A 14,700-nucleotide genomic window follows, 5' to 3' on the forward strand; every position below is an offset into this window, starting at 1 on the left:
TTGATCATGGGCGAGGCAGTCTATCCGGTTCCCGCGCAATGGGCCGAGAACGCCCTTGTCGATGAAGCGGGCTACTTCGAGATGTACCGCCAGTCGGTGGAAGATCCCGAAACCTTCTGGGCCGAACACGGCAAGCGGCTCGACTGGATCAAGCCCTTTACCAAGGTGAAGAACACTTCCTATCACGAAGCCGATTTCGGCATCCGCTGGTTCGAGGACGGCACGCTCAACCTCTCGGCCAACTGCCTTGACCGCCACCTGGCAGAGCGCGGCGAACAGATCGCCATCCTGTGGGAGCCGGACAGCCCTGCCACGCCCCACCGCGAGATCACTTACCGCGAGCTGCACGAACAGGTCTGCCGCTTTGCCAACCTGCTCAAGGCGCAAGGGGTGAAGCGCGGGGAGCGAGTCACGATCTACCTGCCGATGGTGCCCGAAGCCGCCGTCGCCATGCTTGCCTGCGCCCGCATCGGCGCGATCCACTCGATCGTCTTTGCAGGTTTCAGCCCGGATGCCCTTGCCGGTCGCATCATCGACTGCGACAGCCGCATCGTCCTGACGTCTGACGAAGGCCTGCGCGGCGGCAAGAAGGTCCCGCTCAAGGCCAACGTCGACGAAGCGCTCAAGCAGTGTCCGGGCGTCGACAGTGTCATCGTGCTGCGCCACACCGGTGCCGACGTGCCGATGGTTGAAGGCCGCGACGTTGATTGGGCCACCGGCGTTTCGGCGCAAAGCGCGGACTGCGCGCCCGAGGAAATGAATGCGGAAGACCCGCTGTTCATCCTCTACACTTCAGGCTCCACCGGCAAGCCCAAGGGCGTGCTGCACACCACCGGCGGCTACTCGGTCTGGGCCTCGATGACCCACCAGTACGTGTTCGATTACCGTCCCGGCCAGATCTACTGGTGCGCGGCCGACATCGGCTGGGTCACCGGCCACTCCTATGTCGTCTACGGACCGCTCGCCAACGGCGCGACCACCGTGATGTTCGAAGGCGTGCCGAACTTCCCCGATCCCAGCCGCTTCTGGCAGGTGGTCGACAAGTTCAAGGTCGAGATCTTCTATGGGGCTCCCACAGCCCTGCGCGCCCTGATGCGCGAAGGTGATGACTGGGTGAAGCAGACCAGCCGCGCCTCGCTGCGCCTGCTGGGCTCGGTGGGTGAGCCGATCAATCCCGAGGCCTGGGAATGGTATCACAAGGTCGTGGGCGACAGCCGCTGCCCGATCGTCGACACGTGGTGGCAGACCGAAACCGGCGCGGCGATGATCACCCCGCTGCCGGGCGCCACGCCGCTCAAGCCCGGCTCGGCCAGCCGCCCGTTCTTCGGCGTGAAGCCCGCCCTTGTCGACAATGAGGGCAACTTCCTCGAAGGTGCGACCGACGGCTGCCTGGTCATCACCGACTCATGGCCCGGCCAGATGCGCACCGTGTGGGGTGATCACGAGCGCTTCTTCCAGACCTATTTCAGCACCTTCAAGGGCCTCTATTTCACCGGTGACGGCTGTCGGCGCGACGAGGACGGATACTACTGGATCACCGGCCGTATCGACGACGTGATCAACGTCTCGGGCCATCGCATGGGCACCGCCGAGATCGAAAGCGCGCTGGTTGCCCACGCCAAGGTTGCCGAAGCGGCGGTGGTCGGCATGCCGCACGACATCAAGGGCCAGGGCATCTACGCCTTCGTCACCTGCAATGCCGAGGTCGAGCCGGACGAGGCGTTGCGCAAGGAACTGATCCAGTGGGTGCGCCACGAAATCGGCCCGATCGCCACGCCCGACGTGATCCAGTTCGCCCCTGGCCTGCCCAAGACCCGCTCGGGCAAGATCATGCGCCGCATTCTGCGCAAGATCGGCGAGAACGACATGTCGAACCTTGGCGATACCTCGACGCTGGCCGATCCCAGCGTGGTCGACAACCTCGTCGCCAACCGCCCGCAACTGGAAAAGGCCTGATCTGGAGAGGGCGCGGCCTTCAGGGCTGCGCCCCTGGCTTCACGTCAGCAGCTTGCCGCTCTTCTCGCGGATCACGCCTTCGATCATGCGCTTGGCAAAGCCTAGGCTGGCGGGAATATCCACCTCGACCACCAGCTCCTTCTCGGCCAGTTCCACTCCGCAATCGAGCGTGTAGCCCATCGCGCTGACGGTCATCACCATGTGGTCGTCATCGGTGAAGGTGGTGCTCACGGTCGCCAAGCCATCGGCCTTGGCCGCCGCCTGCGCAGCCTTCTCGCGCAGGCGGCGGCGCGCTTCGTCACGGTCGAGCGAGTGGGGAATGGCGATACGCATCAGTAGACCTTCGGAGCTTCAAGCTGTGGCGCGGCCTCTAGACCCTCACCGTAGCGATAGTCCAGATAGCGTCCGCGCACGGCCAGCGCATCGAGATCGCCCGCCGCCAGCTGCCGCGTGATCTCGTCGATTTCCTTGCTGATCTTGCCAAGACCATCGGCCAGCTGCTGATCGGCATTGCGCCCGCCGCGCTCCTCGCGCCGCAGGTGCTGCGGAATCTTGCGGTAGCTTTCGACCATGCCCGGCAGATGCTCGCCCACCAGCTTGCGCACTTCGACTGCGGCAGGTTCGGCCGGGTCGATGCCTTCCAGCTGCAGCCCCAGCCCATCGAGCTGCACGCCGATCTGGTCCACCAACTGCACTGCAGGCGCAGGCAGCGCCGGACGCTGGGCCTCAAGCCACAGTTCGGTCCGCCCCACCATCGTCCGCACATCGCCAGTGTTCAGCGCTGAAAGATCAGGGACCTTCATCTTCGGATATTTCGCGAAGAATGCCAGCGCAGCAATGATCGCCAGGCCCAGCACCATCACCCCGGTAACGCCGATGCCATCGAGGATGATCCCCGCCACCATCGCACCCACCAGCAGCACGCCGACCGACATCGCCATGCGCGCGGCCTTCTTGCCGAAGTGCTGGCGCTTCAATTCGGCCGAACGCTTGCCGATGCTGCGTCGCCCCCCTGCCTGCTGGCGCACCAGCGAGGAGCGCGCTTCGGCAAGGATACGGTCGCTGTCATGTGCCGAGGAATTGGCCATGCGCTGCTCAGCCCTCCAGCGTCAGCAGCGGCGAGGTTTCCGGGCCGGCCAGCTTGGCCTGCGCCGCACCTTCCGCCCGCGCGATGTAGCCCTTCGACTTCTCGACCTCGCCCGAAAGCGTGTCGACGGTCTGCTTCATCGCGTCCAGCGCCTTGAGCTTGAAGGTATCGATCGTGTCCATCGTGTCGTAGATGTTCTGGAAGGCGCGCTGCAGCGTCTCCAGCGGGATCGTGCTCGAAGCGGCCATCTCGTGGATCTTGCCGGTCTGCTCGCGCAGCAACTTGCCGGTGGAATCGATCATGTTCGCCGTCGTGGTGTTGAGCGCGGTGATCTGCTGCAGCACCAGCCGCTGGTTGGTCATCGCCTGCGCCACGGTCACCGCGGTGCGCAGCGCTGCCACCGTCGTGGTACTCGCGCGGTCCACGCCCTTTACCAGTTCGACGTTGTTCTTCTTGACCAGATCGAGCGCGAGATAGCCCTGCACCGTCACCGCCATCTGCGTCAGCAGGTCCTGCGTGCGCTGGCGGGTATAGAACAGCGCGCTTTCGCGGATCGCCTTGGCCTTGGCCGGATCGGTATGGTCGAGGTCGGCGGCAGCCTCCTCAAGCTTGGCGTCGAGCGTCCTGGAGATGTGGATCATCTGCTCGAGATTGCCCATCGCTTCCCACAGCTTCTGGCGCTCGACATCGATACCGGCGTTGTCCATCAGCAGCTCGTCCTTGCCCGAGGCCAGGCGTTCGAGGATCGCCTTGATGTGCCCCTGCGCCGAGGTGTAGCCGTCGAAATACTTCTTCAGGCTGTTGCCGAAGGGGATGATCCCCAGGAACTTTCGGCCTGAAGACAGGTTGCCCTGCCGGCCGGGATCGAGGTCCTCGATCGTCCGGCGCAGCGCGGCAAGGTCGGCGCCGACGCCTGTATCCTTGTCCATCGCACGGATCGGCCGGTCGAGAAACCGGTTCGACATGCCCGCTGCCTGCGAAATCTCCTTGCGGCCCATGTTGGTAAGCTGGTCGACCTTCTTGCCGAATTCCGGGCTCTGCGCGTCGACCGAGATGAGGTCAGCCACGAAGGCATCGACCTTGGCCTCCAGCTTGGACCGGTTCTCGTCCGACACCGGCACCAGTCCTGCCGCCTGCGCGGGCGCGACCACCGGCACCGGATCGGGCGGGGTCAGGCTGATCGGGGTCATCGTCGCGGTTTCGGTCGGTGTGGAAGCCATCGTGCTGGGACTTTCGGAATTGAACGCGTTCAACGGTATCTTTGGCAACATGGTATGTCGCGCGGCTGCGCGCAAGCTGTCTTATACTCGCAACACAGCACCATGCCTTGGGTCATATCGACGGAGCGTTGCCACAGGTCCATCAACGGCGTGATGACCATGATGAAACGTTGCGCCGTATTCGGCGCGAGCGGCGGCATCGGCTCCGCCCTGACCGCCCTCCTCGCCGCGCGTGAAGACGTGCAAGCAGTCCACGCCCTGTCGCGCAGCGGCGGCGCGGGCCATGGCAAGGTCGTGGCCCACCGCTTCGACCTGCTCGACGAAAGCTCGATCTCTTCGGCCTGTGAAGCGATCGGCACGCCGCTCGACCTTGTGTTCGTAGCGACCGGCCGTCTGGTTCGCGAAACCGGCGAAGGCCCCGAAAAGTCATGGCGCGCACTCGATGCCGGCACGATGGCCGAGCTCTACGCCATCAATACCATCGGCCCTGCCCTAATCGCACGTCACACCCTGCCCCTGCTGCCCAGGGACCGGCCTGCCGTGTTTGCCGCGATCTCCGCCCGGGTCGGCTCGATCAGCGACAATCGCCTCGGCGGCTGGCACTCCTACCGTTCTTCCAAAGCGGCGCTGAACATGCTCGTCAGGAACCTGGCGATCGAGCTCGCCCGCACGCACCCTCACGCCGTGGCCGTCACGCTGCATCCCGGCACGGTCGACACGCCCCTGTCCCGCCCGTTCCAGCGCGGTGTTCCTGCGGGGAAGCTGTTCACACCTGAGCGGTCGGCGCGGCATCTGCTCGACGTGATCGACGGCCTGACGGCAGCGCAATCCGGCAGGTTGATGGCCTGGGATGGCGCGGAGATCCCGTTCTGACGGTCGGGTCGCCGCTCGGCTTATCGAAAGTGAATCCAAAATGGAGCGGCCCGACGCGGACTATTGCGACGAGAGGCTCTAGGGTGCCTTGAAGCTCGCTGTCATTGCCCGCCGTGTTCTCTTTGCGAAGAGTGGTCGGCAGTAAGGCGGGCACGGACAGGGACCAACTGATAACATGCCGCACCCGGACTCCACGCTTGCGGCACCGCATGCGGCTGATCAGACCTGCGAATGACCAGTATCAGGTTGAAGATCGCCGTGGTGGCCGTTCTGTTTGTGGCAGCAGCCTTGCGCCTGCAGCACATCGATTTCGGCCTGCCTGCACTCAATGATCCTGACGAACTGATGTTCGAGATGGGTGCCATCCGCATACTGCGCACCGGCACGCTCAATCCCGGATGGTTCGGCCATCCCGCCACAACGACCATGTACGTTCTCGCGCTGGTAGACCTGATCGTGTTCGCAGTGGGCTACGTCAGCGGCCACTTCGCATCGCCCACGGCCTTTGCCGACGCGGTCTTTGCCGATCCGACATTGGTGATCCTGCCGGGACGCATAGTCATGGCCGCGTTCGGAGTCCTCAGCGTCTGGCTGACCATGCGCCTCGCCGACGAACTTCTCGATCGAAAGGTAGCACTGGGCGCGGGATTGGTCCTTGCGGTCAGCCCCTTGGCAGTGACCTGGGCGCAAGTCATCAGATCAGACATAATGGCGACAAGCTTTCTGCTTGCCTGCCTGATCGCCACGGCACGCCATGCGCGCGAGCCCTCGAACAGCCGCTTCGTGTGGGCGGCGGTCTGGCTGGCCCTGGCCGTCGCCACCAAGTGGCCGTTTGCACTGGGTGCCTTGCCGATGATCGCGGCCCTGCTGAATCGATGGAGCAAAGGTGAAGCTTCCTTTCGCGAGAGCCTCGCAAGGGTCGCGGCGTTCGGCGCGCTGACTCTCGCACTGCTGCTGCTGATCTCCCCCTACCTTGTGCTGGATCACGAAACGCTGTGGCGGAACCTGCAGGGCGAGGCACAGGCCCATCATCTCGGCGCAACCGGTGGCTCGCCTTGGCAGAATCTGGTGTGGTACGGGCAGGGTCCGGTCTTGAACGGCCTCGGCCTGTCGGGAAGCCTGCTCGCAATCTGGGGATTGTGGTTGATCGCGCGGCATGGGTTTGCGGCAAGAATGCTGCTGCCGGTGCTGCTGGGCTTTATCATGGTACTTGCGGCTCAGCATCTGGTGTGGGACCGCTGGGCCCTGCCGCTACTGCCTCTCATGGCAATTGCCCTCGGTGCTGCGGCAAGCCGGGTTGCAAGCCGGGTCGCTTCGCTTGGATTCCGGGCCCAAAGACTGGCTCTTCCCGTCATTCTTGTAGGGGTCGCCGCTCCATTGGCCGCAGCCGCACTCGATCGCACCGAGGCGCGGGCCCAGGATACGCGCCAAGCCGCATCTGCCTGGGCACTGGCCAACATTCCCCCCGGCTCCACGGTGCTTATCGAACAGTTTGCCTTCGATCTGCAGGCCGCACCATGGCGCATCCTGTTTCCGATGGGCGATGCGGGTTGCGTGGACGCCAAAGCCATGCTTGCGGGCAAGATCGATTACGCCACAATCGAGGCCGCACGGGGATCAAGAGCCATCGTCGATTACGGCACACTTGCCCCTGAACGCGCCAGTTCCTGCACGGCCGATTATGCGATCATTGCCCAGTATGATCGCTACGCAGCCGAAAGCGATCGCTTCGCCGGCGAACTGCGAATGTACCAGACGCTCCTGCAACAGGGACAGGAGCGGGTCGTGCTTCGCCCGCAAGAAAATGCGCCAAGAAGCGGACCGGTCGTCCGCATTATTAGCTTCTAAATGAAGGTAACTTTTCGCTTCTTCTCCATAATGGACGCGAATTGCCGCGCTTTTGGCAAACCTAAGTAATAATGAGGAGTGGTTGGGGCGACGCTCCTATATCATACAATCATTCTGGGGTATACTTTGACCAAAGCGGTCATTCTGGCAGGCGGCCTAGGGACTCGCCTCGGTGAAGAAACGTCTGTTCGCCCAAAGCCAATGGTCGAAGTCGGCGGATTTCCGATAATCTGGCATATCATGAAAATATATGCCGCCCACGGCGTGACTGATTTCGTGATATGCCTGGGTTACAAGGGTTACGTCATCAAGGAGTTTTTTGCGAATTACTTCCTGCATTCGGCCGATGTGACAATCGATCTGTCACGCAATGCAATGGAAGTGCACCAGGCCAAATGTGAGCCTTGGAAAGTTACCCTGGTCGAAACCGGTGCCGAAGCGCAGACCGGTGGACGGCTGCGCGCAGTCCGCTCCCATCTCGATGATGAGCCATTCTGCTTCACTTATGGCGATGGCGTTGCCGATATCGACGTGACCGCCGAACTCGCATTTCACCGCGCTCATGGACGCAAGGCGACCATCGCGGCCGTCGCCCCTCCCGGACGGTTCGGCGCGCTGGAATTCGATGGCGACAAGGTTGTCGACTTCAAGGAAAAGCCCGCTGGGGATGGTGGGCTGATCAACGGCGGATTCTTCGTCCTCGATCCGTCTGTGATCGATCTGATCCCGAGCGCTGGCACGATCTGGGAAAGCGGCCCGCTTGAAACGCTGGCCCGGCAGGGCGAACTCGTCGCCTTCCGCCACAGCGGGTTCTGGCAACCCATGGACACGCTGCGCGACAAGCAATTGCTCGATCGCCTCTGGGCCGAAGGTTCTGCGCCGTGGAAGTGCTGGTGAGCATGACTCATCTGCACGATCCCACCTTCTGGGCAGGACGCCGGGTCCTGCTTACCGGCCACACCGGCTTCAAGGGCAGCTGGCTATCTCTCTGGCTCAAGCAGATGGGGGCAAAGGTCACCGGTCTTTCACTTGCCGCCGAAGAGACGAGCCTGTTCCGGCAGGCACAAATCGATGCGATTGTTGACCATATCGAGGGCGACATCCGCGATTTGCCCACGTGCGTCGCCGCGGTCGAACGATGCGATCCGGAAGTCGTGTTCCACATGGCCGCGCAACCGCTCGTCCGCCTGTCCTACGAAACCCCGGTCGAGACGTTCGCGACGAATGTCCAGGGCACGGTGCACATGCTCGAGGCGTGTCGACAGGCAAAGTCACTCCGCGCGATCGTGTGCATCACGTCGGACAAGGCCTACGAGAATCGCGAATGGCTCTGGCCCTATCGCGAGAACGATCCGATGGGTGGGCACGATCCCTATTCCGCCAGCAAGGGTGCGGCCGAGATCGTGATATCGGCCTATCGCCGCAGCTTCTTCTCGGCCGAAGGCGCGGCGGGCCTTGCCTCGGTCCGCGCCGGCAACGTCATCGGCGGGGGGGACTGGGCACGCGACCGCCTGATCCCGGATATCGTCCGCGCGTTGATCGCTGGCGAGCGCCCGCTGATCCGAAATCCCCGCGCGATCCGTCCCTGGCAACACGTCCTTGAGGCCTTGGGCGGTTACCTGATGATTGCCGAGGCACTCGCTTCAGGGAAGTCTTGGGCAGCCGAAGGCTGGAACTTCGGTCCCGCCGATGACGACACCCGCCCGGTTGACTGGATTGCCAACAGGATGACCGAAGCCTGGGGCGTGTCCGGCTGGGACCGTCTAGGGACGGCAGCCGATCGCCACGAGGCGCACAATCTCAGGCTCGATTGCGCAAAAGCGCGCAGCGTCCTGGGCTGGCGACCGACCTGGGGTCTCGACGAAGCTCTGCGGCGCATCGTCTCGTGGCACCAGACCGTGGATCGCGGCGCCTGCGCAAGGGCCACCTCCCTCCGCCAGCTCGCCGAATACCGTGAAAAATTCCAGCAATTCCAATCAGGCAGTGCATGACATGACAACCGACACCCTTCCTCGCGCTGCCGACGTTCAGGCCGTGGCTGCCCATGCGGGCGAAGCTGAACTGCGCGAACTGATCGTCAGTCTCTCAGGCGAGTATGCTCGCCGCTTCCACGCACCGCGCCCCTTCGTACCGGGGCAGAGCCCTGTGCCGGTGTCCGGCAAGGTCGTGGGCGAAAGCGAGATGTGCAACCTGGTCGACGCCAGCCTTGACATGTGGCTGACCACGGGGCGCTACAACGCGCTGTTCGAAGAGCAGCTGGCAAAGCGCATGGGCGTGGCACACGCGCTCACCACCAATTCCGGCTCGTCAGCCAACCTTCTCGCCCTTGCCGCGCTGACTTCGCACTACCATCGCAGCGAAGCGCTGAAGGCCGGTGACGAGGTCATCACCGTGGCCACCGGGTTCCCTACCACGGTCAATCCGTCGTTGCAGTACGGCCTTGTCCCGGTGTTCGTCGACGTCGACATCCCGACCTACAACATCAAGCCGGAAATGATCGAGGCGGCGGTTTCGGAAAAGACCCGTGCGATCATGATCGCCCATACGCTGGGCAACCCGTTCGACCTCGCCGAAGTCATGCGCGTTGCCGAGAAGTACAATCTCTGGGTGGTCGAGGACACCTGCGACGCGCTCGGCGCCACTTATGACGACAAGCCCGTCGGCACCTTTGGCCATCTCGGCACGCTGTCGTTCTACCCCGCCCACCACATCACCATGGGCGAAGGCGGCGCCGTGTTCACCGACAAACCACGGCTCAAGCGCGTGGTCGAATCCATCCGTGACTGGGGCCGGGATTGCTGGTGTGCGCCCGGACAGGACAACACCTGCGGCAAGCGCTTTGCCCGCCGCCTCGGCACACTGCCGCACGGCTATGACCACAAGTACACGTACGGCCATGTCGGCTACAACCTGAAGATCACCGACATGCAGGCCGCCGTGGGCCTCGCCCAGCTTGCGCAGGTCGATGAGTTCATTGCCGCGCGCGGCCGCAATTTCGCCAAGCTGATCGAACTGATGCGCCCGCTCGAGGATGTGTTCATCCTGCCCGAGGCCACCCCGCGCAGCAAGCCGAGCTGGTTTGGCTTCCCGCTGACGATCCGCCCCGAAAGCGGCCTGAATCGCGAAGAACTCGTTCAGTACCTCAATGACAAGCAGGTCGGTACGCGTCTGCTGTTTGGCGGCAACCTGCTGCATCAGCCCTACATGAAGGGGCGCAATGTTCGTGTCGCTGGCGACCTTGCCAACGCCGATCTCGTGACGACCAACACCTTCTGGCTTGGTCTCTATCCGGGTCTTACTGAAGACCATCTTTCCTACAGCATCGAAATGCTCGCCAATTTCGTCAATGGCAAGCGCTGATCTGTTGGCTCAAAGGACAGGATGACAAGATGAATACTTATGAAAAACAGATGCTTGCCATTCTCGAAAAGGGACGGAAAGATCTCGGTTTCGTTGCGGTCAAGGCGGAATTCGAGGCGGAAGGCACACGATCCGACGAATTTCTTCGCCTGCTCGAACTGGCGCGCCGCGCCGGGCTCAAGGTGGCACTGAAGATCGGCGGGTGCGAGGCGATCCGTGATCTGATCGAAGCACGCCAGTACGGCGTCGACATGATCATCGCCCCGATGGTCGAAACGCCCTACGCGCTCAGCAAGTTCATCGCTGCCAAGAACAAGGTGTTTCCGGCAAAGGAACAGGAGGACATGTCCTTCCTGTTCAACGTCGAAACTGCGGCAACCTTCGAGCATCTCGAGGAACTCGGCAGCGTCGCACAGGCCGGCAAGGTGGGCTTCGTGTTCGGCCGCGTGGATTTTGCCGGTTCACTTGGCAAGGATCGAGGCTTTGTCAATTCGCCGGAAATGACTGCCTACGTGAACCGCGTGGCGCAGGAAGCTCGCATCCGCGGCGTCGAACTGGTCGTGGGCGGCGGTGTCAGCCCGGATTCGATTCCGCTTCTCTCAGGCGCTCGCCGCCACCGACTTGATCGCTTCGAAACCCGCAAGGTGGTCTTCGATTCAGTCGTTGCGGATGATGGCCGCGCTCAGGCCGGCATGGAACTCGCCATCGAGTTCGAACTGCTCTGGCTGAAGAACAAGCGCGATTTCTACCGCGGCATTGCCGAGGAAGATTCCGCTCGCATCGAAATGATGGAAGCCCGCCAGAAAGTCTCTGCCCGCACGGCGGAAGCAGCCTGATCCCATGGCGCAGATTATTCGTGTTGCAGACCTGATCGCGCGTCTGCTCGTCGAGCATGGCATCAGCGATTGCTTCATGCTGACGGGCGGAGGTGCCATGCACCTGAACGATGCGTTCGGCCGGGAAGCAGGCCTCCGCAAGATCTTCTCCCACCACGAACAGGCCTGCGCCATTGCCGCGGAAAGTTACGGGCGTCTGACCGGACGTCCGGCCCTGGTCAACGTCACGACGGGGCCGGGCGGCGTGAACGCTCTTAACGGCGTCTATGGCGCCTATGTCGATTCCATCCCGATGATCGTCGTTTCGGGGCAAGTAAAGCGCGAGACTATCGCAGGAAACTATCCGCAGATTCCCCTGCGCCAGCTTGGCGATCAGGAAGTCGATATCGTCGCGATGGCGCGCCCGATCACCAAGTATGCCGTGCTGCTGCAGGACCCGCAGGAAACACGCCGTGTGGTCGAACGCGCCATTCACCTCGCCCGCAGGGGCAGGCCAGGCCCGGTGTGGATCGACGTGCCGATCGACGTCCAGGCGGCCCCGGTCGATCCCGAGGCGCTGGCAGCATATGATCCTGCGTCCGAAGACGACATGGCCGACCTGCCGACCAACACCACAGTAGAGGCCGGCGCGCTTGAAGGCGCTGATCTTGAAGCGGAAGTCGGGGCACTGCTGGCGGAAATCACCGCAGCAGAACGCCCGGTTGTCTTCGCGGGCGCAGGTGTGCGACTGTCTGGCACGCACGCAGCGTTTCTCGAATTCATCGAACGTCTCGGTGCTCCGGTCGTGACCGGTTGGAATGCGCACGATGCCTTGCCCGACGCCCACCCGCTTTATGTGGGGCGGCCCGGCAGCGTGGGTGACCGTGGAGGCAACTTCGCGGTTCAGGCGTCGGACTACGTGCTGGTGCTTGGCAGCCGGCTGAACATCCGCCAGATCAGCTACAACTTCGGCAGCTTTGCCCGCAACGCGCGCATCGCCATGGTCGACATCGACAGCGCCGAGCTCGCCAAGCCGACCCTGCGTTTGCACCGCCCGATCCACGCCGATCTGCGCGCGTTCTTCTCAGCAGCTAAGACCATCCCGCTCCCGCCGACCGGCCAAGCCCAAAGAGCGGCCTACCTCGCCCGCAGCCGTGAACGGTCTGCCCGTTACCCCGCCGTTCTTGATACGATGAGGTCCGAAACCGGGCCGATCAACCCTTACGTCTTTGCAGAGGCCCTGTTCGAGGAGCTGGACGAATGCGATATTATCGTCACCGGAGACGGTACGGCCTGCGTCACGATATTCCAGGCGGCACGGATCAAGGCGGGTCAGCGGCTTTACACCAACTCCGGCTGCGCCAGCATGGGATACGACCTGCCCGCAGCGATCGGTGCATACTTCGGTTCGGCCACCATGGGGGCAACACCCAAGCGGATCGTCTGCCTGGCCGGCGACGGATCGATCATGATGAACCTGCAGGAATTGCAGACGATCGTCGGCGCAGACCTGCCCATCAAGATCTTCGTCCTCAATAACGACGGCTACCATTCGATCCGCCAGTCCCAGGTCGCGCACTTCAGCGGCTTTTCGGTGGGCTGTGGCCCCGACAGCGGCCTGACATTCCCCGAGTTCGCCAGACTGGCCGAAGGCTTCGGCATCCCCGCGCGCAAGGCGGGTCGTGATGGTGAGCTGTCATCAGCCATTCGTGCAACGCTTGACGCCCCCGGCCCACAGCTCTGCGAAGTGATGATCGACAAGACTCAGCAATTCGAACCGAAGCTTTCCAGCCGTCGCCTCGCCGACGGCTCGATGGTGTCGCCACCGCTTGAAGACCTGTCGCCATTCCTCAGCGATGCCGAATTGGCAGAGGCGATGAGCCCCTGCACCATCCTGAGATAGGCCATGTCGGGGGTGCAGAAATCGCTGATATTCGACCTCGATGGCACGCTCGTCGATAGCTGCGCCATATGCGTCGAGATCCTCGATGAAATGCTGCGTGACCGTGGCAGCAATCTCGTCGTCGATCCGCAGGTTGCCCGGCCATGGATGAGCGAGGGCGGCCCTCGCATGGTCGCCGCGCTGCTCGGTAGCGCCTGTGCCGATCCCGACGACGAAATAGCGGAATTCCGCGCGCGCTATGCCGCCAAGCGAACCGAGCGAAGCTCGCTTTTCGCCGATGTGGAGGACGGTCTGATCACCCTGCGCGAGGCAGGCTTCACGTTGGCAATCTGCTCGAACAAACCGCAACAGCTTGTCGACAAGGTTCTGGCGGACACCGACCTCGCGCACCTGTTCTCTTCGGTTGTAGGCGGGCGCCAGGGTGTTCCGGCGAAACCTGCACCCGATCTGCTTGAAGCAGTCCTTGAAGCGCTGCAGGTGGGGCCGCGCGATTGCCTGTTCATTGGCGACAGCGAGATCGATCACGCTGTCGCCGACAGCCTCGGCATGCCGTTCATGTTCCTCACCCACGGCTACGCCAAGGCAGACTACATCCCCAACCCCGACCGCAGCTTTGACGGATTCAGAGATCTTGCCGGCACCATTCTGGCGGGCGCCCATGCTTGACCCAGTCGTGGCAGAGGCTCTGCGCAAGGATGGGCATCGCATCGTCATCACCGGTGCGGGCGGATGGATCGGCCTTGCCCTGCTCGACCTGTTGAGCGTCGCGCTTGGCCCAGAGGTTGTCCGGGAACGCGTCCGCGCTTTCGGATCGAGCGCCAGAGATTTGGTGCTGGCCGATGGCAGCACTCTGCCGCAAGCCGCGCTTTCTTCCATCACCGACCTTCCCCATGCGCCGACGTGGGTATTTCACACCGCCTTCCTGACCAAGGATCGTGCTGTGGCAATGGACGAACGTGACTACGCCGCATCCAATCGCGCCATCACCGGACAGGTGCTTGCCGCACTGGACGCAATTGGCACCACGGGCCTGTTCGTCGCCTCGTCCGGTGCCGCCGCAAAAGTCGTAGCCGGCAGCGCCCAAGGTGCGCTCAAACTATATGGGCAGCTCAAGCTCGAAGAGGAGGAGCGCTTTGCCGCGTGGGCACACGAACGCCAGGCCACGGCCGCCATCGTGCGCATCTATGCCTTGCTTGGCCCCCGCATCAACAAGCCCGAAGCCTATGCCATTGCCAGCTTCATTCTCGATGCGCTGGCCGGCAGGCCCGTTGCAGTGCGCAGCCCCCGTCAGGTGGTCCGAGCCTATGCCAGCTTGCGCGAATTGCTGAGCCTCGTCCTGGCGATGATGCTGCGCGATGAAGGCGTCTCATGTTTCGACAGCGGTGGAGAGCCGATGGAGTTGGGGGACATCGCCCGGCTCGTCGCCAGCCTGGTTCCGGGGTGCGGAGTTGACCGCGCGGCGATCATTGCACCCGATGCCGACATCTATCACGGCGATGACGCCAGCTACGACGCCCTCCTCAGGTCGCACGGGATTGCCCGCGTGCCGCTGATCGAGGGCATCCGAGAAACGATGGACTGGCTCGGACAGTCGCACACCAAAACCCTTGCTCCCGGCGTTCCGGCTCCAGCCTGATC

Annotated in this window: 13 protein-coding genes; 10 read left to right on the forward strand and 3 right to left on the reverse strand. The window is 63.1% G+C overall.

Translation table 11 applies throughout. The annotated features are described in order from the left end of the window. Positions 1–6: 6 nt before the first annotated feature. Positions 7–1,956 carry an acetate--CoA ligase gene (acs, locus tag AC1Q5P_RS18220; protein WP_492519689.1) on the forward strand — a complete coding sequence of 650 codons (1,950 nt, stop codon included), beginning with the start codon at positions 7–9 and terminating at the stop codon, positions 1,954–1,956. Positions 1,957–1,995: 39 nt separating this feature from the next. Here acs and AC1Q5P_RS18225 read toward each other — a convergent pair whose 3' ends face one another. From AC1Q5P_RS18225 to AC1Q5P_RS18235, 3 genes are read right to left on the reverse strand one after another with little or no spacing between them, the layout of a single operon-like run. After that, the gene (locus AC1Q5P_RS18225) at positions 1,996–2,289 is read right to left on the reverse strand and encodes a polyhydroxyalkanoic acid system family protein (protein WP_492519690.1); all 294 of its coding nucleotides are present in this window, start codon (positions 2,287–2,289) and stop codon (positions 1,996–1,998) included. After that, positions 2,289–3,044 carry a hypothetical protein gene (locus tag AC1Q5P_RS18230; protein ID WP_492519691.1) on the reverse strand — a complete coding sequence of 252 codons (756 nt, stop codon included), beginning with the start codon at positions 3,042–3,044 and terminating at the stop codon, positions 2,289–2,291. The genes AC1Q5P_RS18225 and AC1Q5P_RS18230 overlap by 1 nt, the downstream gene beginning before the upstream one ends. 7 nt (positions 3,045–3,051) lie before the next feature. Beyond that, the gene (locus tag AC1Q5P_RS18235) at positions 3,052–4,263 is read right to left on the reverse strand and encodes a toxic anion resistance protein (protein ID WP_039331967.1); all 1,212 of its coding nucleotides are present in this window, start codon (positions 4,261–4,263) and stop codon (positions 3,052–3,054) included. Positions 4,264–4,425: 162 nt separating this feature from the next. Between AC1Q5P_RS18235 and AC1Q5P_RS18240 the strand changes: the two genes are divergently transcribed. The 9 genes from AC1Q5P_RS18240 to AC1Q5P_RS18280 all read left to right on the forward strand — a co-directional run bounded on the left by AC1Q5P_RS18240 (position 4,426) and on the right by AC1Q5P_RS18280 (position 14,698). Further along, positions 4,426–5,136 carry an SDR family NAD(P)-dependent oxidoreductase gene (locus AC1Q5P_RS18240; RefSeq protein ID WP_492519709.1) on the forward strand — a complete coding sequence of 237 codons (711 nt, stop codon included), beginning with the start codon at positions 4,426–4,428 and terminating at the stop codon, positions 5,134–5,136. Positions 5,137–5,367: 231 nt separating this feature from the next. Continuing rightward, positions 5,368–6,984: an ArnT family glycosyltransferase gene (locus AC1Q5P_RS18245; protein ID WP_492519692.1), complete on the forward strand. Its 1,617-nt coding sequence runs from the start codon at positions 5,368–5,370 to the stop codon at positions 6,982–6,984. A gap of 78 nt (positions 6,985–7,062) precedes the next feature. Then, on the forward strand, positions 7,063–7,881 hold the full coding sequence (gene rfbF / locus AC1Q5P_RS18250; RefSeq protein WP_492519693.1) for a glucose-1-phosphate cytidylyltransferase: 819 nt from the start codon (positions 7,063–7,065) through the stop codon (positions 7,879–7,881). Positions 7,882–7,883: 2 nt separating this feature from the next. Beyond that, positions 7,884–8,975 (forward strand): CDP-glucose 4,6-dehydratase, encoded by a 1,092-nt coding sequence (gene rfbG, locus AC1Q5P_RS18255; protein WP_492519710.1) that lies wholly within the window; start codon positions 7,884–7,886, stop codon positions 8,973–8,975. 1 nt (position 8,976) lies between these two features. Beyond that, complete coding sequence (rfbH, locus tag AC1Q5P_RS18260; protein WP_492519694.1) at positions 8,977–10,344, forward strand: lipopolysaccharide biosynthesis protein RfbH; 1,368 nt, start codon at positions 8,977–8,979, stop codon at positions 10,342–10,344. Between the two features lie 29 nt (positions 10,345–10,373). Further along, positions 10,374–11,180, forward strand: coding sequence for an aldolase/citrate lyase family protein (locus AC1Q5P_RS18265; RefSeq protein WP_039331766.1), 807 nt, complete (start codon positions 10,374–10,376; stop codon positions 11,178–11,180). A gap of 4 nt (positions 11,181–11,184) precedes the next feature. Then, positions 11,185–13,062, forward strand: a complete 1,878-nt coding sequence (locus AC1Q5P_RS18270; RefSeq protein ID WP_492519695.1) for a thiamine pyrophosphate-binding protein — start codon at positions 11,185–11,187, stop codon at positions 13,060–13,062. 3 nt (positions 13,063–13,065) lie between these two features. Beyond that, positions 13,066–13,728, forward strand: a complete 663-nt coding sequence (locus AC1Q5P_RS18275) for an HAD family hydrolase (RefSeq protein WP_492519696.1) — start codon at positions 13,066–13,068, stop codon at positions 13,726–13,728. Further along, positions 13,721–14,698, forward strand: a complete 978-nt coding sequence (locus AC1Q5P_RS18280) for an NAD-dependent epimerase/dehydratase family protein (protein ID WP_193827135.1) — start codon at positions 13,721–13,723, stop codon at positions 14,696–14,698. Before AC1Q5P_RS18275 ends, AC1Q5P_RS18280 begins: the two co-directional genes overlap by 8 nt. Positions 14,699–14,700: the final 2 nt, after the last annotated feature.

This window comes from Novosphingobium sp. GW835-FHT14H07, from assembly GCF_058793515.1.